A 22910-nucleotide genomic window follows, 5' to 3' on the forward strand; every position below is an offset into this window, starting at 1 on the left:
TGGTCTGCTTTTTGCGAGATTCAGCACGGGGTAATATTAGGGTTAATTGATTGTTTTAAAGTTACTGATAATTATAGTCAATCAATAATATAAATGATAAAATTGGTATTACCGGTTATGTTCTCTCAACTGTAAATAGCTGGGTCAATTATGAAGTTATTATACTGCAAGGAAGTGTAGTATGCTTATTGCTTTTATGTATTTTTGTAATATGATCGAAAAAGCAAGATTAGTATTGAAAGATTTTGTTGAAGAAGTAAATCGTAAAATGTAAAACATTAAATTTGGGTAATCATGGCAGTACTTTCATTTGAAATAGAAGAATCTGAGGTTTCAAAGATCCGGACCATCCTCAAAGCATTAGGAGCTAAAAAGCTTAAAGTAAAAGAGGACGAGACTAAAATGACTAAAGAGGAGTTTTACGCAAAAATTGATGAATCTATCAAGCAAGCTGCGGAAGGAAAAGTTCAGAAACTCACCCCTGAGCTGAAAAAGGAACTTTTTAAAAGTATTTTATGAGATACGAAATAGTTTTGACGGATAATGCCGAAAACGATATTAAAAAGTTAGAGAAATCAGGCGACAAAAAATCATTAAAAAAATTCCTTTCACTTTTGGGTGAACTGGAAGAGCATCCTACCTCCGGCACAGGTAAACCGGAACGTCTAAAACATTACGCGTTGCCAACCTGGTCAAGAAGAATATCGGATAAACACCGGCTGGTTTACCAGGTTCAGGAATCGATCGTTACCGTACTGGTATTGTCTGCCTGGGGGGCACTATGACGATAAGTGAAGAAATAAAGCCGGTACAGGGGTGCAAAAATTTTGGTTGAAGAAAGTAAACCGTAAAATATAAGAATACTAAATTTAAGAAACATGGCAGTGCTTTCATTTGAAATAGAAGAATCTGAGGTTTCAAAGATCCGGACCATCCTCAAAGTTTTAGGGGCTAAAAAGCTTAAAATAAAAGAGGACGAGACCAAAATGACTAAAGAGGAGTTTTACGCAAAAATTGACAGGTCTATCAAACAGGCGGCGGAAGGCAGGGTTACTACAATCCGAAATAAATCAGAACTTAAGTCTTTTTTAGATAACTTATGAGTTATTTTCTTGATTTTACGGAAGAGTCTAAAAATGACATACAGAAAATAAAGAAATCGGGTAATAAAATACTTTTTAAAAAGTTGAATAACTTACTCGAAGAACTGACGATACATCCTGCCTCCGGCACAGGTAAACCGGAACTGCTAAAACATTAAACCTGGTCAAGAAGAATATTGGATAAACACAGGTTGGTCTACCAGGTTTAGGAATCGATTGTTACCGTACTGGTATTGTCTGCCTGGGGGTACTATGACGATAAATAAAAAAGCCCCCTGAAAGCCCTGAGGTTCTCCGGCAGGGCGGAATTTAGAACATGTTTAAATTTCATGGAATTATGTTTTTATTGGGGCTGGTGGAGACACTAGCAGCAGCTGAAGTCATGGACGGTGTCTTCACCGTCCAGCCACAATGACCATATCCATGAAATTTAAGCATATTCTTAGGGAAAAATCATCTTGTAATCGTATTGTTAAATTTCAATCAACATTAAAATTGAGTCAATTACTTTTCAGATATTTGTTGTACTAATTATTTGTATGGCAAACGAATTGTATCATCAATATTCCCTGCTGCTTGACAGAACGGCCCGGCGTGTAAAGCAATATGCCCAGCGGTGTTTTGCCGAGCAGCAGTTTAATATCACGGTAGACCAATGGCTGGTGCTTAAAACGTTGAATAATCACAATGATCTGAACCAGAGCGAATTGGCAGAGCTTACCGGTAAAGATCAGCCTACCTTGACCCGAATAGTAGATCTGCTGTGCAAAAAAGGTTATGCCGAAAGAAGGCAGCATGCTTCAGACCGGCGGTGTTTTGTGGTTCACCTTACGGCAGCCGGTATGGCCGTTGTTACGCAATGGACTCCCAGGGTTAACCGGATACGAATGAAAGCCTGGAAAAACCTTACCGAACGGGATTATGAAACCCTGAAACGAATATTGAATACTATTTACAACAATCTCGAACTGAACGAATGAATGCTATTAAAACGGATATAGGTATTATAGGCGCCGGCCCGGTCGGGCTTTTTGCAGTATTTGAAGCCGGGCTGCTCAAAATGCGTTGTCATGTAATTGATGCTCTGCCACAGGTGGGCGGTCAGCTTTCAGAAATTTATCCGCAAAAGCCGATATACGATATTCCCGGTTACCCGGAAATTAAAGCACAGGATCTGGTTGACCGGTTATTGGAGCAAATCAGCCCTTTTGATCCGCAATTCACACTGGGCGAACGTGTTGAGATAATTGATAAGCAACCCGACGGTTCGTTTATAGTAACAACCAACGAAAATACTACCGTGCAGTGCAAAGTAATAGTTATAGCAGGTGGGCTGGGATGCTTTGAGCCACGCAAACCGGATATTGGAAACCTGGAATTATTTGAAGGTAAAGGTGTAGCCTATATGGTGAAGAATCCCGAGCTGTTCAGGGATAAAAAAATTGTTATTGCCGGGGGCGGCGATTCCGCTTTAGACTGGACAATTTTCCTGTCGGATGTTGCTTCGGAGGTAACACTGGTGCATCGCGGCGATACATTCAGAGGGGCGCCCGATTCGGCTGAAAAAGTTTTCAGCATGGCCGAAACAGGCAGGATCCGGTTGATACTGCAATCCAATGTCACAACCATACAGGGAACCGGGCATTTGCAGCAGGTAACTATACAAAATCGCAAAGGTGAAAGCAATGTCATCGCTGCCGACCATCTCATCCCGTTGTTTGGATTAAGCCCTAAATTGGGGCCGATAGCAAACTGGGGATTGAATATCGACAAATCGGCAATAACCGTAAACACAGCCGATTTTGGCACCAATGTAGCAGGCATTTATGCCATTGGCGATATCAATACCTATCCGGGCAAGCTGAAGCTGATATTGTGTGGCTTTCACGAAGCGGCCCTGATGGCTCAAAGTGCATTCAAATACGTTTATCCCGATGAGAAGCTTACGTTTAAATATACTACCGTATACGGTGTAAATTCTTTTTAATATGGCAACAATCACTGTAGAAGATCGCAATGGCGAGCGGAAAACGTTAACAATTCCCGCAAATTCGAAGCAAAATTTAATGGAATCGTTAAAGGAGGCCGGGTATCGGATACTGGCAACCTGTGGCGGAATAGCGCTATGTGCCACCTGTTTGATAGAGGTGCTGCAGGGTGCAGAACAGCTTCCCGGCCCCACGGGTGCAGAACTGGACATGCTGGATATACTGCCGCATACCGCATCCGGCGATCGCTTATCGTGCCAGCTTTGGAATAATCAAATCCCGGATGGATTGACAATTCGCCTTAAAGGCGATGAACATTCATAAGCCGTAGATGTTATGATACAAAGGTTGATTTTGACTTTTAACATCGCAGGGCTTTTGATTTTGCAGTTTTTTATTTTTGAGTTTTAACTTTTGACTTTTTAACATGGATCACAAATTTCCTAAAGTTGTTATTGTTGGCGGCGGATTTGGAGGGATAGAATTAGCCAAGAAACTACGGGGCAGGGAAGTACACGTATTAATGCTCGACAGGCATAATTATCATACATTTCAGCCCTTATTATACCAGGTTGCAACCGGTGGGCTTGAACCCGATTCTATTGCATTTCCGTTGCGAAAGATATTTAAAGGCCAGAAAAATTTTACATTCAGAAATACCGAAGTAAAACAGATCTTCCCCGAGCGTAACGTGGTAGATACCAGTATCGGAGAGATCGGTTATGATTACCTGGTGCTTGCCACCGGTTCAGATACCAATTTCTTTGGCTCCAAAGAGCTTGAGCATTATACCATGCCCATGAAAACCATACCCGAGGCGCTTAACCTGCGGAGCATGATTTTGCAAAACCTCGAAGAAGCATTAATTGAAACCGACCCCGAAAAGAAAGCCGGACTGCTCAATTTTGTGATAGTTGGAGCGGGGCCCACCGGTGTGGAGCTGGCCGGGGCGATTTCCGAGCTGAAACGGCACATCCTGCATAAAGATTACCCGGAGTTAGACCCCAACAATATGCACGTGTACCTGGTAGAAGGTTCTGACGTGGTATTGGGCCCAATGTCAGAGAAGTCGCATCGCAACGCGTATCAATTCTTGCTGGATATGGGAGTGAATGTGCTTACCGGCGTACGTGTTTTAAATTACGATGGTCTCCATCTCAATTTATCATCCGGGCAAAGCATTATTTCAGAAAATGTGATCTGGTCTGCCGGAGTATTAGGCGAAGTTATTCCGGGTATCCCGAAGGATAGCGTGGTGCGGGGAAACCGTATCCGGGTAGATGAGATAAACCGTGTGATCGGTTTCGATAATATTTTCGCTATTGGCGATGTAGCTTCTATGAGCACCGATGAGTATCCCAACGGGCATCCCGGTGTTGCCCCAGTAGCGCAGCAGCAGGGAAGACACCTGGCTAAAAACATCATTCACCTGATCAATAAAGAACCTACCGAGCCGTTTAAGTACTTTGATAAAGGTTCGATGGCTACCGTAGGGCGCAATAAAGCTGTGGTAGATATTGGTAAGCTGCATTTCAGTGGATTTTTTGCCTGGTTTGTGTGGATGTTCGTTCACCTGATGACCTTAGTAGGTTTCAGGAACAAGGTGGTTACGTTTGTAAACTGGGTGTGGAGCTATTTCAGCTACGACCGTGGTATCCGCCTGATCATTCGCCCTTTTAACCGCCAGTCAATGACGGAAGATACACGGCAGAAATAATTCGGTTAAACAATTTTAGATTGGCGAATTACGATCTGACCTGATCTGATTTAACCATTTCAGGCCATACACGCATTTATTCCATTCAGAATATTTCCAGCTATTCACCTAAGAAAGCCGGTTGCAGCCTATTCAGGCTTTTCATGATACCAAAACATCCATAATTAACGCGGGGATTTTGCTTCGCAGCTACTTCGTGGTCTCCTCTACCGAGACTTCGCATAGGCGTCAAGTTAAGAATCAAGCTCAGGGTGACGGGGTTCAGGGCCTTTTAGCTCTGTCTGTGCCGCCATTTCGCTTGTTGTTTTTTTGCTCATAACTATATAAAATAAATAAATTAATTAATAATCAAAAATTTAACGCTAATGCGAAGGCCGGGATCTTCGTCTAAAGATTTCGGGAAAGCAACCGAGCAAGGCGAGCTCATGAATACCATTGAGAAACATAAAGACTAATGAATAACCTCTGTTAAACCCGTTTTGAGCAGGATTATTAATCGGGCTCAGGTTAAACTAAAGTTTATTAAAGGGCATAAATGTTTCATGTGGTTATAAGCATGATGCCGGATACACGCTGTCATAATGTTTACAAAAGCAGCATCTTATCTTTCTTTTTGTTCTTTAAAATAGTTTATTATTTATTTAATAGTATTTAAAACTGTTAAAAATAATTTCAAACAGCAGGATGGTACATAACAGATATGGTAGCTGTCCGGTCTAACTTTATGTAAACCAATTTACTCTCATCATGCAATAACTATTTAAATCTAAATTATTATGGAAAAAAGTCAACATTTCGAAATCAGATGCCGGTACTGTTACCTGCTATTACTTATTCTGTTTAGCAGTATTCAGGCGTTCCCGCAGGCTCAAAATGGTATAATAAAAGGAAAGGTCAGCGATCAGTCGGGGCCGCTGGCAGGCGCCTCTGTATCGGTTTCGGGTACATCGTACGGTGCTGTAGCCGATGTAGAAGGAAATTATATGATCAGGGTTCCCGAAGGTACTTATACCGTTGTGGCATCTTTTATTGGTTACACTAAGGCAATAGCTAAAGATGTTAAAGTGACCGCCGGTGCAGAAACAAGTACCAATTTTAGCCTGGTAACCAATAACCAGCTACAGGAAGTAGTTGTAAGCTATGGTAAGCAGAGAGCACGTGAAGTTACCGGTTCTATTGGTGTGGTTGAAGCCAAAGGAATGCAGGATATGCCGGTAAACCAGTTTGCACAGCAGTTACAGGGCAAAGTTGCCGGTGTGCAGGTTTCACAGCAGAGTGGGAAACCCGGGCAGGGTGTTAGTTTTCGCATCCGGGGGGCCGCTTCGTTCTATGCCGATAACCAGCCGCTTTTTGTGATCGATGGTATCCCGATCACAGGTAGCATCAATAATATCAATCCAAGCGAAATAGAAAGTTTCAGTATCTTAAAAGATGCTTCGGCTACGTCGTTATATGGTTCAAGAGCAGCCAACGGTGTAGTGCTGATTACCACAAAGCATGCAAAGGCAGGCGAATCAAAAATAGAGTTCTCCGGTAACTACGGTACCCAGAAGATACCAACCGAAAGAGTCCCTAAACCGATGAACGCAGAACAGTTTGCCCGGTTTATGCAGGAACGCTATGAAGACAAAGTAAAATATGAGAATTTTAACCCGGCCAATATACCTGCTGAGTACCAGGGCGATGTATCAAGGTATGGCGAAGGTACTAACTGGTACAAACTGCTAACCCGTACGGCGCCTATTCAAAATTATGATCTGAGCATACAATCGGCTCGCGAGCATTCCTCATCTACCGTTATTGCCGGCTACCAGGAGCAGCAGGGAGTAATTATCAATAATGGAACAAAGCTTTTCTCGCTTCGTGCCAACCAGGATCTGACATTAAGCAATAATAAGCTGAAATTAGGGTTTAGTATAGCGCCAAGCTATCGTATAGATCATAATAACCGTTTGGGAACAGACGGGGTTAGCGGTCTTTTTGAACGTTTCTTTGAGGCCAGCCCGTTGATCAGCCCATACAATGAAGACGGAAGCTACATTCGTGCTGTAAATTCACCGGGTATGGTAAGCTATATTAACCCCCTGGCCATTTATAATCTTACCAACGATGATTATTATACTACCCGCATTTTAGCAAGTACCTACCTTAATTACGAATTTTTGCCGGGCCTAAGCATTAAAACCAATGTATCGGTAGATAAAGGAGCCGAAACCCGTAAATATTTCCAGTCGGGGCAGGTAACCTCTACGCCGGGACAGACCACCGGAACCAGCTCTTCGGTTGATAACGGCTCATGGACAGTAGAAACAAACCTGGAGTACAAAAAGACGTTTTTTGAAGATCATCACATAGAAGCCCTGGTAGGCTACTCGGCACAAAAGTTTTCTCAAAACGGTAATACCCTGACGGGGCTGGGCTTTGCCAGCGATGATATTGAATACCTCACAGCGGCTACCAGTGTTACCGGGAACAGTAGCTATACGGCATATTCCATGCTCTCTACCATTGCCCGTTTAAACTATAATTACAAAGGTAAATACCTGTTATCCGGCGCTTTCAGGCGTGATGGCTCCTCCCGTTTTGGTGAAAACTCACAGTATGGAGTTTTTCCCTCTATATCTGCCGGCTGGATAGTGAGCGATGAGCCGTTCATGGCAAAATTCAGGCAGATCGACCTGTTAAAAATACGGGCGGGCTATGGTCTGACCGGTAATAATTCTTTCCCCAGAAATTATGAGGCCCAGGCAACTATTGGTAATTATTATTACAATTTTAATAATACGATTACCCAGGGATCGATCAATAACCGGTTGCCTAATAAGGATTTGCGGTGGGAGCGTAATAAGCAGTTTGACATAGGTCTGGACATAGCGGTATTGAGCAACCGGATCAGCTTTACATACGACTATTATCATAAAATTACCGATGACCTGATTATGAGCAGGCCGATGCCTAAATCTTCAGGATTTGCGGACATACTTGATAATGTAGGCAAGCTGGAAATGTGGGGGCATGAGTTTACGGTATCATCCCGGAATTTAACCGGTAAGCTGACATGGAATACCAGCTTAAATCTTTCTTTCGACAGGAATTTGATTAAAACATTGGTTTCTCCGGGCTATATCCGGCGCAACAATACGGTAACATCCGATTACTATCGGCAGCAGGAAGGGCATCACCTCGGAGAGTTTTACGGGTTTGTATTCTTAGGATTATACAAAGATGCGGCAGATCTGGCTAATTCTGCCAAATATTTGCCTACTGCAACTAACCCGAACGGAAGCTCTGATGTGGGTACGATCAAGGTTAAGGATATTAATGGTGATGGTGTAATTGACGATGTGAACGACCGTACGTTTATTGGCGATCCAACGCCAACTTTTACCGGTGGGATGATTAACAATTTCAGGTACAAAAATTTTGACCTGAATATTGATATGACCTTCTCGGTAGGAGGCAAGCTGTTAAATGCTGCAAAATGGGCCTACCAAACCAATATGGATGGCTCCCGCGTGCTGCTGGCCGATGTGCTGGATAATTACTGGCGCTCGCCTGAAAATCCGGGCTCCGGTGCTTATCCGCGTACCAAAACCGGGACAACAGCCCTTGGCCGGGAAGTTAACTCTCAGTGGATAGAGAACGGTTCTTACCTTGCCGCTAAAAATATCTCGCTGGGATATACCGTACCATTGAAAAAGAACGTGATGTTTAAAAATATAAGAGTATATGCCTCTGTGCAGCAGGCCTTTGTAATAACCGGTTATAGCGGTATGAACCCGGAAGTTAACGTGGGTGGAGCCGACCCAACATCTGGCTGGGGAGTAGATGAAAATGCGTATCCCATTCCGCGAACATTCTCGCTGGGTATTACAACAACTCTTAAATAAGCATATACAGTAATTATATGATCAAAGTTATGAAAAAGACAGTTATAGCGTTTGCCTTGTTGGCACTAACAGCGGCAACATCCTGTAATAAAGATTTTATTGATTTAAAACCTAAGGACTCTTATACCGATGAGGTATTTTACAAAACCGAAGAGCAGTTCAAGTCTGCTGTTGTTGCAGCGTATGCACCGCTCAGGGATGTGCTGGTAAATGATTATTTTACTTCAGAAATGCACTCGGATAATACCGGTTATCAGCCTATACCTTCTAACCGGGGTACCGCTTACATTGAGCGGGAAAATATTTCTGATTTTACTAACACGTCCACCAATGCTTATGCGGCAGCAACCTGGGAGCATAGCTATAAGGGCATTTCCAGGTGTAATATTATAATCGGTAAATTGTCTGCGGCCGATATTCCCGAAGCCACAAAGACCAATCTTGACGGACAGGCTAAATTTTTACGGGCATTAAATTATTTCAAGCTGGTGCGTTTGTTTGGCCCCCTGCCGTTATTCACCACCGAAGTAACCAGGGCCGATGATGCGTTCATACCCCGTTCGTCGGTAGACGAGGTATATGCCCAGATCATTGCGGATGCGAAAGATGCAATTAATGAGCTGCCTGCACCTGCGTTCCCGCAAACCGGCGTTGCAACCAAAGGCGCTGCAACCATGTTGCTGGCCGAAGTGTATGCTACACAAAAAAAATGGACTGATGCAGAACAACTGTTGAGGAATTTGCTGACAATGGGCTATGCTTTAAATGCTAATTATGCCGATGTATTTAATCCTGCCAATAAGAACAGTAAAGAATCCATTTTCGAGATCCAGTTTTTGGGCGGTACGGTAACCGGTTCAACACCAAACCCGCTATCGTTTCATTTTATTCCAAGAAGTACAGATACCAAATTATTGACCGGTATTACTGTAAATAACACCAGCACCGGTGGCTGGAATACCCCCACTCAAAATCTGATCAATGATTTTGAACCGAATGACAAGCGTTTGGATGCTTCTATCGGTATAGCCGAGGGAACATATAATGCCAGCGATTATTTTACTTATTCGGCAGTTAAAAGTATTATTAATTATACCCCGGCTCCCGGCAAGGTCGGTGTGCCTTACATTAAAAAGTATTTACATTCACCATTGCCCAACGCAACCGGGTCAAGTGATGATTTTCCGATTTACCGTTATGCTGATGCACTGCTGCTTTTGGCCGAAGCGCTGAATGAGCAGCCCGGCAAATCATCGCAAGCGTTAACGTATTTAAACATGGTGCGTGACAGGGCCTTTGGAGCAGGAGTGAGCCCCATCACTACAACAGACCCGAATGCTTTACGCGAAATTATTTACCACGAGCGCAGGGTTGAATTAGCCTTTGAAAATCACCGGTGGGAAGATCTGCTCAGAACAGGCCGGGCAATCAGCGTGATGAATGCTTTTGGAATAACCATTGATAATCACAATCTGCTGTTCCCTGTACCAGACGCTGAAATAGGTGTGAATCCTAAATTGCTCCCCCAAAATCCGGGATATTTTTAAAGAATAAATTGCTTTGTCTGACTGGTTTAAGTTTTTCTCTCTTAACATCTACCCTGGTTATAATTAGTTTATCGGGCTCTCCCGCCTATCGGGAGAGCCTTTTTATTTTCTCTCACGGTATTGTATTTCATGATAAACCTGGTGGAAATAATATAATGGTTACTTAATGCTTATTTAATAGCCTCTCCGGTAATTAGCAGGCAGGATAGTACATAACAGATACCGATCACACTTCATCTAATTTTATGACACTAACAGCACGAAACTGCTTACGCAGTTTATTAACTAACTATTTAAACCATAAGTTATGAACCGGAAATTTTACTTGAGAACAGGATGTTATCACAACATCCGGCCTCTGCGGCATCTTGTATTCGCTCTGAACAGTCACATACCAAATAAAAATAATACAGGCTTTATTTAGCCTTCATCTCTGCTTCAGAAGATCACACTCACAGAAACGGGAGAGTTCATCTATCATTTATTTATAAATCTATAATCTATAAACTTTTTTATTATGAGAAAAAGGGTACTACCATTCATTTTTTTGTGGGTATTTCTTTTTTGCGGTACTGCTTACCCTGCTCAGAAGCACAGTACAATAGTGTTTTTGAGTAGTAATAGCACTGAAACAGGCATATCGCATAAAAAAGAATCCAATGATGGAATGCTAAAAAAAGAAATCCGCGGTACAGTGCGGGATTCATTAGATGTGCTGCCGGGGGTATCGGTTAAGGTAAAAGGCACTACCAACGGTACCACTACAGATTTAAACGGGAAATACATCCTGGATGTTCCGGATGATAATGCCGTGCTGGTATTTTCAATGGTGGGATATACCCCGCAGGAGATTCCGGTTAAAGGTAAGGAAGTGATCAATGTTACCTTAAAAGCGGTAGGCAATAATCTGGAAGAGGTAGTTGTGGTAGCTTTCGGCCAGCAAAAGCGTACCGACATGGTGGGCTCGGTAACATCGGTGAGCGTGAAGGATCTGAAAGTTCCATCGAGCAACCTTACTACGGCCTTAGCCGGCAAGGCAGCAGGTATTATTGCATACCAGCGCAGCGGCGAGCCGGGCCAGGATAATGCAGATTTCTTTGTGCGTGGCGTTACTACGTTTGGTTATAAAACATCACCGTTGATCCTGATTGATGGTATGGAATTAACCACAACCGACCTGGCCAGGTTGCAGCCGGATGATATCGCCAGCTTTTCGATATTAAAAGACGCCACATCGACAGCGGTATATGGCGCCCGTGGCGCTAATGGTGTTATCCTGGTAACCACCAAGCAGGGTGCTGTGGGCAAAGCCAAGCTGGCGTTTCGCCTGGAGAACTCCATTTCATCGCCCACGCAAAACATTGAATTTGCCGACCCGATAACGTATATGAAACTGGCTAACGAAGCCAATCTGACACGAGACCCGCTGCTGGGTACCATTTATTCGGATGATAAGATAGCGAATACTGCCAGCGGCAAAAATTCAATTATTTATCCTGCCAATAACTGGTTGGACATGCTGGTTAAAAAACATACCAGCACGCAGCGGGCAAACCTGAACATAAGTGGCGGCGGCGGTGTAGCCAAATATTTCGTGTCCGGCTCTGCTAATAAAGATAACGGTATCCTTAGGGTAGACCCACGCAATAACTTCAACAATAATATTGACCTGAAAAGCTATACCCTGCGTAGTAACGTTACCATCGACGTAACTAAAACCACTAATATGATTGTCAGGTTAAGTGGTAATTTTGATGATTATACCGGACCCATTGACGGCGGTTCAGGCATGTACCGCAAAATTATGCGGGCTAATCCTACATTGTTCCCGGCTTATTACCCTATAGATGATCAGCATCAGTTTGTAAAGCACATTATGTATGGTAATTACGGAGATGGAAGCTACCTGAATCCGTATGCCGATATGACCAAAGGATATAAAGATTATTCCCGGTCATTGATGCTGGCCCAGGTAGAGTTGAAGCAGGATCTGTCAAAAATCACTAAAGGTTTATCATTCAGAACTATGGTGAATACCAACCGGAATTCATATTTTGATGTAAGCCGCAGCTATAATCCTTACTTATATGCGCTTGCCGGTTATGATCAGCTAAATAATACCTATGCCATAACCAACCTGAACGAAACCACAGGTACAGAATACCTGGGCTATAGCGAAGGTGATAAGCTGATCAATTCTACGTTTTACCTCGAATCTATGTTTAATTATAACCGTGAGTTCGGCAAACATGGATTAAGCGGGCTATTAGTGTATATGATGCGTAATAACGTAGCTGCAAACGCAGGCAGCCTGCAATTGTCGCTTCCGGTAAGAAACGTTGGCTTATCAGGAAGGGCAACATACTCCTACGATAACCGTTACTATGCCGAATTTAACTTTGGTTATAACGGCTCAGAGCGTTTTTCTGAAGATAAACGTTACGGCTTTTTCCCGGCTGCCGGTGTAGCCTGGTCCATATCCAACGAAAAATTCTTTGAAAAATGGAAGCACGTTGTAAACAATTTACGGCTGCGGGCTACTTATGGGGTAATCGGAAATGAAGCTATCGCTGATCCGGAAGACCGTTTTCTGTACCTGTCGGATGTGAACATGAACGATGCTGCCAAATCAGCCACCTTTGGAAATGGTCTTGGCGCCATGTACACTGTGAATGGGGTAACGGTTAGAAGATACTCAAACCCCGAAATAACCTGGGAACGGGCTTATAAAAAGAATATTGCCCTGGAATTGGGCTTATTCAATAAGCTGAACATCAATGCAGAGTACTATTCAGAAGTGCGTAAGAATATATTCATGGACCGGGCCTCTATTCCGGTAACCATGGGCCTTTCTTCTACGGTTAGTGCAAACATTGGTGAGGCAACCGGTCGTGGAACAGATATATCGCTTGATTATCAGCAATCACTAAATAAAGACTTCTGGTTTTCAGCAAGAGGCAACTTTACATACGCTACCAGTAAATACCGGGTTTATGAGGAACCTGAATATGCCGAATGGTATCGCAGTCGTGTAGGATATTCCATTAACCAGCGCTACGGCTATGTTGCAGAGCGACTGTTTGTTGATGATGCCGAAGCGGCAAATTCGCCCCTGCAAAACTTTGGAGGAAATTTCCCGGTTAGGGGCGGTGATATTAAGTATACCGATGTAAATGGAGATGGACAGATTACGCAGGCCGATATGGTGCCCATTGGGAATCCAACCTTGCCAGAGATAGTTTACGGATTTGGTTTTTCTGTAGGATATAAAAACTTTGATTTCAGCGGATTTTTCCAGGGATTGGCTAACGAGTCGTTTTGGATAGATGCTGAGGCTACAGCGCCGTTTGTATCCTACCGTAGTGACAGCGAAATTGAAGATGGTATACTGGCCGGAAGAACATTGAATAATCAATTATTAAAAGCTTACGCCGATAGTCACTGGTCTGAAGACTCACGCGATGTATATGCCTTATGGCCACGGCTCAGCCCGCAAAACAATGCCAATAATACACAGGTAAGCACCTGGTTTATGCGTGACGGATCTTTTCTTCGCTTAAAAAGTGTAGAGCTGGGTTATACCTTACCTAAAAAATTACAGAAACGTATCAGCACTTCGGTGTTCAGGGTGTACGTCAATGCTTCTAACCTGTTGAATTTCAGCAAATTCAAGCTGTGGGATGTAGAGATGGGCGGTAACGGACTCGGCTACCCGCTGCAACGAGTATTTAACCTTGGTTTGAATGTAACCTTTAACTAAAACAGTGCAAAACATGAAAACTCTATATCGAATCAGATTAGCCATCATACTCGTTACAGTATTGGCCCTGGGCGCCTGTAAGAAATTTCTGGATGTAGTGCCGGATAACGTAGCCACCATCGATAATGCATTTACCATGCGTTCGCAGGCCCAGAAATATTTATTCACCTGCTATTCCTATATGCCTGTAGAATCAGATCTGTCGGATGATCCGGGTATTTTAGGAGGCGATGAAATTTGGGACGTAGCCACCAAGGGAGCCTATTTTGGCATTGCAAAAGGTACGCAAAATAAAATCTCTCCGTTGGGAGACCGTTGGACAAAATACTACCGGGCGCTACGCGATTGCAATATCTTCCTAGAAAATATCGGCCGGGTTCCCGACCTGGATCCAGCAGAAAGAGAGCGCTGGATCGCTGAAGTGAAGTTTCTGAAAGCGTACTATCATTTCTATCTGGTCAGAATGTACGGCCCGATCCCGCTGATCAGGGAGAACCTGCCTGTTGATGCTGATAAAGAAGAAGTAAAGGTGTTTCGTGACCCGGTAGACAGTTGTTTCAATTATATCGTTCAGCTGGTTAATGAAGCTACACCTAATTTGCCTCCAACAATTACCGATCCGGGGAGTGAATCCGGCAGGATCACCCAAGCCATTGCACTGGCATTTAAAGCGAAGGTATTGGTAACGGCTGCCAGCCCGTTATTTAACGGAAATACAGATCAGTCGACCCTTAAAAATCCTGACGGAACGCAGCTGTTTAATCAAACGTATTCAAAAGTAAAATGGGATTCGGCCGCTGCAGCCTGCAAAAAAGCCATCGACTTGTGTCACCAGGTAGGTATGAAATTATACAAGTATAATCCCAGTTATTCGCAGTATAATTTATCTCAAACCATTACCACGCAGCTGAGCATTCGTAACAGTTTTACCGAAAAGTGGAACAGTGAAATTATCTGGGCAAATACGCAAACCATTGCTGCCACTACGAATCTGCAAAAGCTCGCTGCTACCTGGTGGGATCCGACCTTATTGGATGGAACTGTTGTTAGAGGTGAATTCTCTCCGCCATTGAAAATCGTAGAGATGTTTTATTCAAAAAATGGTGTTCCAATTACTGAAGACAAAACATACGATTATAATGGCCGATATGGTCTGCGCCGGTCTACCAGTGCAGAAAAACTATTAATAAAAGAGGATTCCCTTTCTGCCGTACTGAATTTTGACCGTGAACCCCGGTTTTATGCCGATCTGGGTTTTGATGAAGGAATCTATTACGGGCAGGGCAGATACGATGATTCGCAAGATCTGTTTTACCTGGAAGCGAAATATAAGGAGCGTAACGGCTACGGAAAACTAAATTTTGGTACGGTTACGGGATATTACATTAAAAAATACGTGCATTTTCAAAACGTTATCGGAACAGGAACCAATTACTCGATAACCAATTATCCGTGGTCATTGATCCGTCTGGCCGATCTGTACCTGCTTTATTCAGAGGCCTTAAATGAGTCTGAAGGCCCGGGAACCGAAGTGTATGAGTATATTAACAAGGTACGCGAACGGGCAGGGCTTGAATCAGTAGAATCGTCCTGGAGCAATTTCTCTACTAACCCCGCAAAATACACCACCCGGGACGGTATGCGTGAAATTATCCACCGGGAACGGCTCATAGAATTAGCTTTCGAATCGCAGCGCTTCTGGGATCTGCGTCGCTGGAAAGAAGCCGAAAAAGAATTAAATAATCCAATTACCGGCTGGGATCTGCAGCAAACAACTGCTCCCGATTATTACCGGCCGGTTACCATATTTAATCAAACCTTTGGCACAAAGGATTATTTCTGGCCAATTAAAGATTCAAATATTGAAGTTAACAGAAACCTGGTTCAAAACCTGGGATGGTAACCTAAAAAATAAACGAACATGAAAAGCTATCTTATCGTTACGCTATTCGCCATTATGATCATGGGATATAGCTGTTCAAAAGAAGGCCGGTTAGATCATATTGACGAAAATGCACCGGCACCGGCACAAATTACAGATATACAGACCAAAGGCACTGAAGGAGGGGCTATAATAACCTATAAAATTCCAAAAGATCCTAACCTGGCTTATGTAAAAGCAATTTATGATATCCAGCCGGGAGTTACCCGCGAGGCACGGTCATCTGTTTATTCAGATACCTTAGCGCTGGTTGGCTTTGGAGACACGCTGACACATGAGGTAAAATTATTCAGCGTAGGTAAAAATGAAAAAGCCTCAGACCCGGTTAGTATTACGGTAAAGCCGTTAACGCCACCCGTGGTATCGATATTTAAAACAGTGGAAATAATATCCGCCTTTGGCGGAGTAACGGTGTCTTTTACCAATACAACCAGGGCGAATATCGCCGTTGAATTAATGGTTGATACTACCGGTAAAAATACCTGGTCGTCATTAAACACATATTATACGGCAGCGCCAAACGGAAAATTTTCGGTAAGAGGAATGCAGTCTGTAGAAAAGCGGTTTGCCGTATTGGTTCGCGACCGGTGGAATAATAAATCAGACACGTTGATTAAAAATCTGACGCCTAAGTTTGAAATAGAAATTCCTAAGAATGATTGGAAAGATGCCAATCTGAAAACCGATATCCCTAACCTGACCACTTATTACAAAACAAAATTATGGGATGGAAAATGGGATGTGCTTGGATCTAACTGCTTTGCGTCACCTAATGGCTCGCCTATCCCTCAATGGTTTACCATTGACCTGGGACATAAAGTCCAGATAAGCCGCTTTAAAGAGCACCAGGCCCCTACCTCGCATTTGTATATCGGCTCGGCGGTGAAGCGCTTTGAGCTGTGGGGATCAAATAATCCCGCATCAGACGGAAGTTTTGATAATTGGGTGCTTCTGGGAACATTTGAATCGTATAAGCCATCGGGTTTACCATTAGGACAAACCACGGCAGAAGATAAAAACTATGGCAATTTCCTGGGCGAGGATTTTGAATTTACCGACCAGCCCGCTGCTTATCGGTTTATCCGGTTTAAAACCTTAGAAACCTATAGTAGTACCGGCCAGGTGGTGATTGGTGAGCTTACTTTATTTGGTGAGATACAGGATTAAATTTCGATGAATAATTAGAATAAAGGCATGAAAAGAGTAATTATATATGTGTCATTGCTGCTTATAGTAACAGGCGGATCCATCTCCTGTAAAAAAATGGACAGCACTTATAAGCAGTTCGTTATCCCCGGAGGGATAACCTATACTGGTAAAGTTACCTCACCGGTTGTATATGCCGGACGTAACCGGATCAAGATCGCCTGGCTGAGAGGAACAGATCCAAATGTAACCCGGGCAAAGATAACCTGGAATAATAACCAGGATTCTGTTATCGTATCCATACCGGCTACAGGCGATACCATTAGCGTCATTATCAATAACCTGGATGAGAAACGCTATTCATTTATTGCCACTACTTACGATGATAAGGGCCATTCATCAGTTCCTGTTGAGCTTCTGGGAGAAAGTTTCGGCACGAAGTATGAATCGTTGCTGGTTACACGGCCTCCGTCAAGAAGCGAGACAGATCAGGATGGCATACTGAATATTACGTGGGCTAATGCCAATGTCAGCGGCGGGGCGTATGCCACAGAGATGCGTTATACTGCTACTGACGGCCAGGTTAAGGTTAAAAGGATCCTGGCAACCGAAACGCTATCGGCCATCAATGATTATAAGCCCGGTACAACCTATGAGCACAGAACGTTATATGTGCCCACCGGCATTAGTTTAGATACGTTCTATACAGCCTACAGGACAGAGCATGTGGCATTTAAGATACCCAAGGCTGGCCTGGCTGTTACTACAGACTCGTATGCTAAAACTTCGCAGCTCCCCAAGGGTGGCCCGCCTCAGTTTGCCTTTGATGATGATATCAGTACGTTCTGGCATACCCATCACACACCGGCCCCCGTTCCCGGATTTCCTCACTGGCTGGCAGTAGATCTGGCCAAAACCTACCGGATAACACGGGTAGAGCTAACGTGCAGGCCCGGTGTAACCAACACCTTTACAGAGTTTACCATACAGGGTAGTATGGATGGTACCAATTGGTCAGGTTATAATTCGTTTACCTTAATTCAGAAAGATCCTACTCAAAGCTTTACGCTTTCAGACATTCCCCTGATGCGGCATATCAGGATATATGCAACCAAAGGGCCGAATGCTTATGCTAATTTAGCCGAGTTTACGGTATACGGCTATGAGGAATAATGGTGGGTAAAACCTCCGGTTAATTTAAAAAACTATTTAGCCGGTCAACCTTATTAGGTTGCCGGCTAAATAGCATAATCCGGAATCAGGAGAGATGATTAAACTACATGCAATAATTTTTAGCTTATTAGTAAGCTGCTTGGCCAGCCTGTTACCTGTTCATGCGCAAACCAGCTCTTTCCCCGATTTGAAAGGTGGATTCATGCATCCGCCGGAAGAGGCCAGGCCCTGGGTATACTGGTATTGGATGCGTTCTGCCGTAACCCGTGCAGGCATTACAGCAGATCTGGAAGCCATGAAAGAAGCAGGCATTGGCGGAGCCTATTTAATGACAGTGCGGGGTACAAACGATCCGCCCTATATTGATCCGCCGGTTGTACCGCTTTCGCCGGAATGGTGGGAGATGGTACGCTTTGCTCTTGCCGAAGCCGGTAGAAATGGCATTAAGATCGCCATGACACCCTGCGATGGCTGGGCGCTTGCCGGGGGGCCGTGGATCACTCCCGAGTTATCTATGCAGCACGTGGTATGGACAAAAACCAAGGTCGGGCAGGGGGAAATAGATACCGTTCTGTCCAGGCCCCGGGCATACAAAAACTATTACCAGGATATTGCCGTATACGCCTATCCTGTACCGGTAAAAGAAATCGCAGCAATCCCTAAAGTTACAAGCAGCACAGGCGGGAATGTGCAGTACCTGGCGAAGGCTGGAAACAAAAAAAGTTTTACCAGTAAAAATAACTGCTGGCTCCGGTTTGAATTTGAGCGGCCATTCTGTGCCCGGTCATTGGTGATCAGGGCCAATAAGAATTACCAGGCCATGCGGCTGATGCTGGAAGTAAGCGATGATGGTCAGAACTTTAGATCAATAGGCAGGCTGGAGGCCCCGCGTCACGGGTGGCAGGATATGGATGAGCCGGTAACCCATAGCCTTGGTGAGGTAAAGGCCCGTTATTTTCGCCTGGTTTATGATGCAACGGGCTCAGAACCGGGTTCAGAAGAGCTTGACTACGCTAAATGGGCGCCGGAACTAAGCGTGCAGGAAATTGTCTTTTCTGCCGAACCGAAGATCCATCAGTTCGAAGGGAAAAGTGCCGCAACCTGGCGTGTAAGTAAGCGTTCAACAGCACAGCAATTGCCCGATAGCGTTTGTATACCGCTAAACCGTATAATCAACATTTCAAAATATGTAACTGCCGACGGGCGTCTTCGCTGGAAAGTTCCTCCCGGAAAATGGAACATATTGCGTATGGGCTACACCTCAACCGGACATCAGAATGCGGCGGCGGGTGGAGCTCGTGGGCTTGAATGTGATAAATTTAATCCTGAAGCGGCCAGGGCACAATTCAACGGCTGGTTTGCCGAAGCCTTAAAGCAAAACAGCCTGGCCCAGGTAAAGCAGATCATCAGCATGTTCCATGTAGATAGCTGGGAGTGCGGCAGCCAGAACTGGTCGCCGGTATTTGCTGCCGGGTTCAAAAAACGGCGGGGATATGACATCCTGGATTATTTACCGGTCGTTGCCGGAGTGCCGGTGCAGAGTGCAGACGTATCAGAACGGGTATTGAATGATCTGCGCCAGACCATAGCCGAACTGACAACAGACAATTTCTTTGGTACGTTAAGCAAGCTGGCGCATGAAAAAGGTTGCAGCTTCAGCGCCGAGGCGACAGCCCCAACCATGACCGGCGATGGCATGCTGCATTTTAGTAAGGTAGATATCCCGATGGGTGAATTCTGGTATCGCAGTCCCACACATGATAAGCCTAACGATGTTCTGGATGCCGTTTCCGGCGGGCACATTTACGGGAAAAATATTATTCAGTCTGAAGCCTTTACTGAGCTTCGGCTGATGTGGGATGAGCATCCCGCTATGCTGAAAACATTAACAGACCGAAGCTTTGCCATCGGTATTAACCGGTATGCGCTGCATGTGAATGCCCATAATCCCTGGATAGACCGTAAGCCCGGTATGACGCTGGATGGCATTGGCCTGTATTTCCAGCGGGATCAAACCTGGTGGAAGCCGGGAAGAGCCTGGATTGACTACATAAAGCGCTGCCAGTATATGTTGCAGCAAGGCAAACCTGTCGCTGATATTGCCGTATTTACCGGCGAGGAGATCCCAAGACGGGCCGTATTGCCGGAAAAGCTGGTAGATATACTTCCCGGTGTTGTAGGGCAGGAACGGGTTAACCAGGAAAAGCAGCGTCTTGAAAATAAAGGAATTCCCATGCGTATCGTTACCGAAGGCGTACCTGCGTCAGCCAATCTGCCGTATCCAGAAAAATGGATAGATCCCTTGCGGGGATACGCGTATGATTCGTTCAATCCCGATGCGTTGCTGCGGTTAGCCAAAGTAAAAAATGGCAGGGTAGAATTTGCAAATGGCATGAGCTATGGCGCCCTGGTAATACCTGGCATACAATCCCTATCGCCTGATGGCGTGATGTCTGTAAACGTTGCCCGGAAGCTGCTTGAACTGGCCAGGGCAGGAGCCTCCATTATCATCAATCAGCCTTCCGCAAAATTGGCCGGTATGAATGATAATGCAGAGCAATTGAACCAGGCACTCTCGCAGTTAAATGCCATGTCTGGACTGAACGTATATCCGGGAGTATACCGGGATAGCACATTTGACAGGCTGAACATTCCAAGAGATTTTATTTGTACGGATGAGCATGGTCATATAGCCCCGGATATGGTATGGACACACCGGGCAGGTGCCGGTTTCGATATCTATTTTATAGCTAACCAACGGAACGGATCCCGTATGCTGACCGTTTCTACGCGGGCATCGGGCGGAGCGCCGCAGTTATGGGATCCGCTGACCGCGGAAACACGATATGCTTCGAGCTGGAAGCAGGAAGCAGGGAGAACGGTGCTGCCGTTAAAGCTGGAAGCCAACGGTTCCATATTTATCGTAATGAAGCATGGCGATAACGGTGTTGCGGGTAAAAGTGCAAACTGGCCTGAAATAACTTCGGTAATGAAATTAGATAAACCCTGGAAGGTGATGTTTAATCCTGAATACGGTGGCCCGTCAAAGCAGCAAACCTTTAATACGCTTGATGACTGGCGTAACAGTACGGACACCGCGGTGAAATATTATTCCGGTACAGCCACGTATACGCAGCAATTTAACTGGAAAAATAGCAAGGGATCTGATAATATATGGCTGGACGTTGGCAAAGTGGCCAACCTGGCCGAAGTATATGTGAATGGCATCAACTGCGGCGTTGCCTGGACGGCTCCTTACCGGGTAAATATCAGTAAAGCATTAAAACCGGGTACGAATGAAATAAAAATAGAAGTAACCAATACCTGGGCCAACCGCTTAACCGGAGATGCGGAATTGCCGGAAAATAAGCGTATAACCTGGACGGTTAAATCGCCGGTAGAGATGAAAGGCAGGCCATTATTGCCGGCAGGTTTATTGGGGCCGGTTAATATAGTGCAGCTTAGTTATTAATGAAGGAATATGTTGCTAAAGTTTATAGGTTTATAGGTTTATAGGTTTATAGGTTTATAGGTTTATAGGGTTTATAAGTTTATAAGTGCATCTTATAACCTATAAATAGACTCTTAACTCTGAAGCCATGGACCGGTGTCTTCACCGTCCATTTAGAACCTATAAAATTTAAGCATGTTCTTATTAAACCTGTAAATAGACTCTTAACCTTTGTTTGAACCTTAACCTGGATGTATCTTCCCGAAGCTTAAAAAGTCAATAATATCCCTGATAAAAATGAAGTATATAACATATCATACAATTTTCCGGCTATGGGTGCTTTTGCTTCCGGTAGCTGCTCATGCACAGCATAAATTTGACAAACAGGCGCATCGCGGAGGCCGCGGATTGATGCCGGAAAATACCATAGCAGCCATGAAAAATGCCATCGACTGGGGCTGTACCTTAGAAATGGATCTTTACATAACGAAAGACAGCCAGTTGGTCGTGTCGCATGAGCCCAACATCTCATCTGTTTTCGGACTGGATACCAATGGAAAGATATTGACAAAAGCCGATGAAAAGCGCCTGATGCTGAAAGATCTTACCTATAGCCAGATCAGGAAATATGATATTGGTACGAAGCTGCATCCGGAATTTCCGGAACAGAAAAAGATGAAGGCAGTCATTCCCTTATTTTCAGAACTGGTAGATTCGGTAGAGGCCTATGCAAAATCAAAGCATGTTAAAGCCCGTTACAATATACAGCCTGGCCCGGCTTATACTATTTCCGATTCCTTTAGGACAGATTTTGTAAAACGGATGATGGATATCATTCTTTCCAGGAAAATTGAAAAACGGTCGATGTTCCAGGCGTTTGATCTGGGGATGCTCGAAACCGTACATCGCGATTATCCCGGTAAGATAAAAATTTCGTACCTGGTTGGCGCTTCGCGTAAGAACCTGGAAGCAGCCCTGAAAAGGCTTTCGTTTAAACCGGAGATCTATAGCCCATACTATAAGCTTGTCAATCGGCAATTGGTGGAAGCCTGTCATGAAAAGAAAATAAAAGTAATTCCCTGGACAGTGAATACCAAAGAGGAAATTGACCAGTTAAAAAAGCTCGGAGTTGACGGTATCATTTCCGATTATCCCAACCTATTGTAGTATCCTTGATTTATAACAAACAACAT

16 protein-coding genes are annotated in these 22910 nt (G+C 44.3%); all 16 read left to right on the plus strand.

Features of this window, described 5'->3' with window-relative positions; translation table 11 throughout:
- Nucleotides 1–294: 294 nt before the first annotated feature.
- The 16 genes from FW774_RS15015 to FW774_RS15090 all read left to right on the plus strand — a co-directional run bounded on the left by FW774_RS15015 (nucleotide 295) and on the right by FW774_RS15090 (nucleotide 22884).
- On the plus strand, nucleotides 295–519 hold the full coding sequence (locus tag FW774_RS15015; RefSeq protein ID WP_149349016.1) for a hypothetical protein: 225 nt from the start codon (nucleotides 295–297) through the stop codon (nucleotides 517–519).
- Complete coding sequence (locus FW774_RS15020; protein ID WP_149349017.1) at nucleotides 516–785, plus strand: Txe/YoeB family addiction module toxin; 270 nt, start codon at nucleotides 516–518, stop codon at nucleotides 783–785. Before FW774_RS15015 ends, FW774_RS15020 begins: the two co-directional genes overlap by 4 nt.
- 93 nt (nucleotides 786–878) lie before the next feature.
- Nucleotides 879–1103: a prevent-host-death protein gene (locus FW774_RS15025; protein ID WP_149349018.1), complete on the plus strand. Its 225-nt coding sequence runs from the start codon at nucleotides 879–881 to the stop codon at nucleotides 1101–1103.
- Nucleotides 1100–1261, plus strand: coding sequence for a type II toxin-antitoxin system YoeB family toxin (locus tag FW774_RS15030; RefSeq protein WP_242457846.1), 162 nt, complete (start codon nucleotides 1100–1102; stop codon nucleotides 1259–1261). Before FW774_RS15025 ends, FW774_RS15030 begins: the two co-directional genes overlap by 4 nt.
- Nucleotides 1262–1642: 381 nt before the next feature.
- On the plus strand, nucleotides 1643–2083 hold the full coding sequence (locus tag FW774_RS15035) for a MarR family winged helix-turn-helix transcriptional regulator (protein ID WP_149349019.1): 441 nt from the start codon (nucleotides 1643–1645) through the stop codon (nucleotides 2081–2083).
- Nucleotides 2080–3090 (plus strand): NAD(P)/FAD-dependent oxidoreductase, encoded by a 1011-nt coding sequence (locus tag FW774_RS15040; protein WP_149349020.1) that lies wholly within the window; start codon nucleotides 2080–2082, stop codon nucleotides 3088–3090. Before FW774_RS15035 ends, FW774_RS15040 begins: the two co-directional genes overlap by 4 nt.
- 1 nt (nucleotide 3091) lies before the next feature.
- Nucleotides 3092–3415: a 2Fe-2S iron-sulfur cluster-binding protein gene (locus FW774_RS15045; RefSeq protein ID WP_149349021.1), complete on the plus strand. Its 324-nt coding sequence runs from the start codon at nucleotides 3092–3094 to the stop codon at nucleotides 3413–3415.
- 103 nt (nucleotides 3416–3518) lie between these two features.
- Nucleotides 3519–4808, plus strand: coding sequence for an NAD(P)/FAD-dependent oxidoreductase (locus FW774_RS15050; RefSeq protein WP_149349022.1), 1290 nt, complete (start codon nucleotides 3519–3521; stop codon nucleotides 4806–4808).
- Nucleotides 4809–5584: 776 nt separating this feature from the next.
- Entirely contained in the window at nucleotides 5585–8698 is a 3114-nt protein-coding gene (locus tag FW774_RS15055; protein WP_149349023.1) for a SusC/RagA family TonB-linked outer membrane protein, read from the plus strand.
- A 29-nt stretch (nucleotides 8699–8727) separates the two neighbouring features.
- Nucleotides 8728–10245: a RagB/SusD family nutrient uptake outer membrane protein gene (locus FW774_RS15060; RefSeq protein ID WP_149349024.1), complete on the plus strand. Its 1518-nt coding sequence runs from the start codon at nucleotides 8728–8730 to the stop codon at nucleotides 10243–10245.
- 517 nt (nucleotides 10246–10762) lie between these two features.
- Nucleotides 10763–14005, plus strand: coding sequence for a SusC/RagA family TonB-linked outer membrane protein (locus FW774_RS15065; protein ID WP_149349025.1), 3243 nt, complete (start codon nucleotides 10763–10765; stop codon nucleotides 14003–14005).
- A gap of 13 nt (nucleotides 14006–14018) precedes the next feature.
- Complete coding sequence (locus FW774_RS15070) at nucleotides 14019–15908, plus strand: RagB/SusD family nutrient uptake outer membrane protein (protein ID WP_149349026.1); 1890 nt, start codon at nucleotides 14019–14021, stop codon at nucleotides 15906–15908.
- 18 nt (nucleotides 15909–15926) lie between these two features.
- Nucleotides 15927–17114, plus strand: a complete 1188-nt coding sequence (locus tag FW774_RS15075) for a DUF5000 domain-containing lipoprotein (RefSeq protein WP_149349027.1) — start codon at nucleotides 15927–15929, stop codon at nucleotides 17112–17114.
- A gap of 27 nt (nucleotides 17115–17141) precedes the next feature.
- Nucleotides 17142–18266 carry a DUF4998 domain-containing protein gene (locus FW774_RS15080; RefSeq protein WP_149349028.1) on the plus strand — a complete coding sequence of 375 codons (1125 nt, stop codon included), beginning with the start codon at nucleotides 17142–17144 and terminating at the stop codon, nucleotides 18264–18266.
- Nucleotides 18267–18360: 94 nt separating this feature from the next.
- Nucleotides 18361–21738 carry a glycosyl hydrolase gene (locus FW774_RS15085; protein ID WP_197739870.1) on the plus strand — a complete coding sequence of 1126 codons (3378 nt, stop codon included), beginning with the start codon at nucleotides 18361–18363 and terminating at the stop codon, nucleotides 21736–21738.
- Nucleotides 21739–22014: 276 nt separating this feature from the next.
- On the plus strand, nucleotides 22015–22884 hold the full coding sequence (locus tag FW774_RS15090; protein WP_149349029.1) for a glycerophosphodiester phosphodiesterase family protein: 870 nt from the start codon (nucleotides 22015–22017) through the stop codon (nucleotides 22882–22884).
- Nucleotides 22885–22910 lie beyond the last annotated feature (26 nt).

This window comes from Pedobacter sp. BS3, assembly GCF_008274585.1.
Taxonomy (GTDB): domain Bacteria; phylum Bacteroidota; class Bacteroidia; order Sphingobacteriales; family Sphingobacteriaceae; genus Hufsiella_A.

Coding starts and splice junctions, on each gene's coding strand:
- FW774_RS15015 (WP_149349016.1), top strand. CDS start 295: ATGGCAGTACTTTCATTTGAAATAGAAGAATCTGAGGTTTCAAAGATC.
- FW774_RS15020 (WP_149349017.1), top strand. CDS start 516: ATGAGATACGAAATAGTTTTGACGGATAATGCCGAAAACGATATTAAA.
- FW774_RS15025 (WP_149349018.1), top strand. CDS start 879: ATGGCAGTGCTTTCATTTGAAATAGAAGAATCTGAGGTTTCAAAGATC.
- FW774_RS15030 (WP_242457846.1), top strand. CDS start 1,100: ATGAGTTATTTTCTTGATTTTACGGAAGAGTCTAAAAATGACATACAG.
- FW774_RS15035 (WP_149349019.1), top strand. CDS start 1,643: ATGGCAAACGAATTGTATCATCAATATTCCCTGCTGCTTGACAGAACG.
- FW774_RS15040 (WP_149349020.1), top strand. CDS start 2,080: ATGAATGCTATTAAAACGGATATAGGTATTATAGGCGCCGGCCCGGTC.
- FW774_RS15045 (WP_149349021.1), top strand. CDS start 3,092: ATGGCAACAATCACTGTAGAAGATCGCAATGGCGAGCGGAAAACGTTA.
- FW774_RS15050 (WP_149349022.1), top strand. CDS start 3,519: ATGGATCACAAATTTCCTAAAGTTGTTATTGTTGGCGGCGGATTTGGA.
- FW774_RS15055 (WP_149349023.1), top strand. CDS start 5,585: ATGGAAAAAAGTCAACATTTCGAAATCAGATGCCGGTACTGTTACCTG.
- FW774_RS15060 (WP_149349024.1), top strand. CDS start 8,728: ATGAAAAAGACAGTTATAGCGTTTGCCTTGTTGGCACTAACAGCGGCA.
- FW774_RS15065 (WP_149349025.1), top strand. CDS start 10,763: ATGAGAAAAAGGGTACTACCATTCATTTTTTTGTGGGTATTTCTTTTT.
- FW774_RS15070 (WP_149349026.1), top strand. CDS start 14,019: ATGAAAACTCTATATCGAATCAGATTAGCCATCATACTCGTTACAGTA.
- FW774_RS15075 (WP_149349027.1), top strand. CDS start 15,927: ATGAAAAGCTATCTTATCGTTACGCTATTCGCCATTATGATCATGGGA.
- FW774_RS15080 (WP_149349028.1), top strand. CDS start 17,142: ATGAAAAGAGTAATTATATATGTGTCATTGCTGCTTATAGTAACAGGC.
- FW774_RS15085 (WP_197739870.1), top strand. CDS start 18,361: ATGATTAAACTACATGCAATAATTTTTAGCTTATTAGTAAGCTGCTTG.
- FW774_RS15090 (WP_149349029.1), top strand. CDS start 22,015: ATGAAGTATATAACATATCATACAATTTTCCGGCTATGGGTGCTTTTG.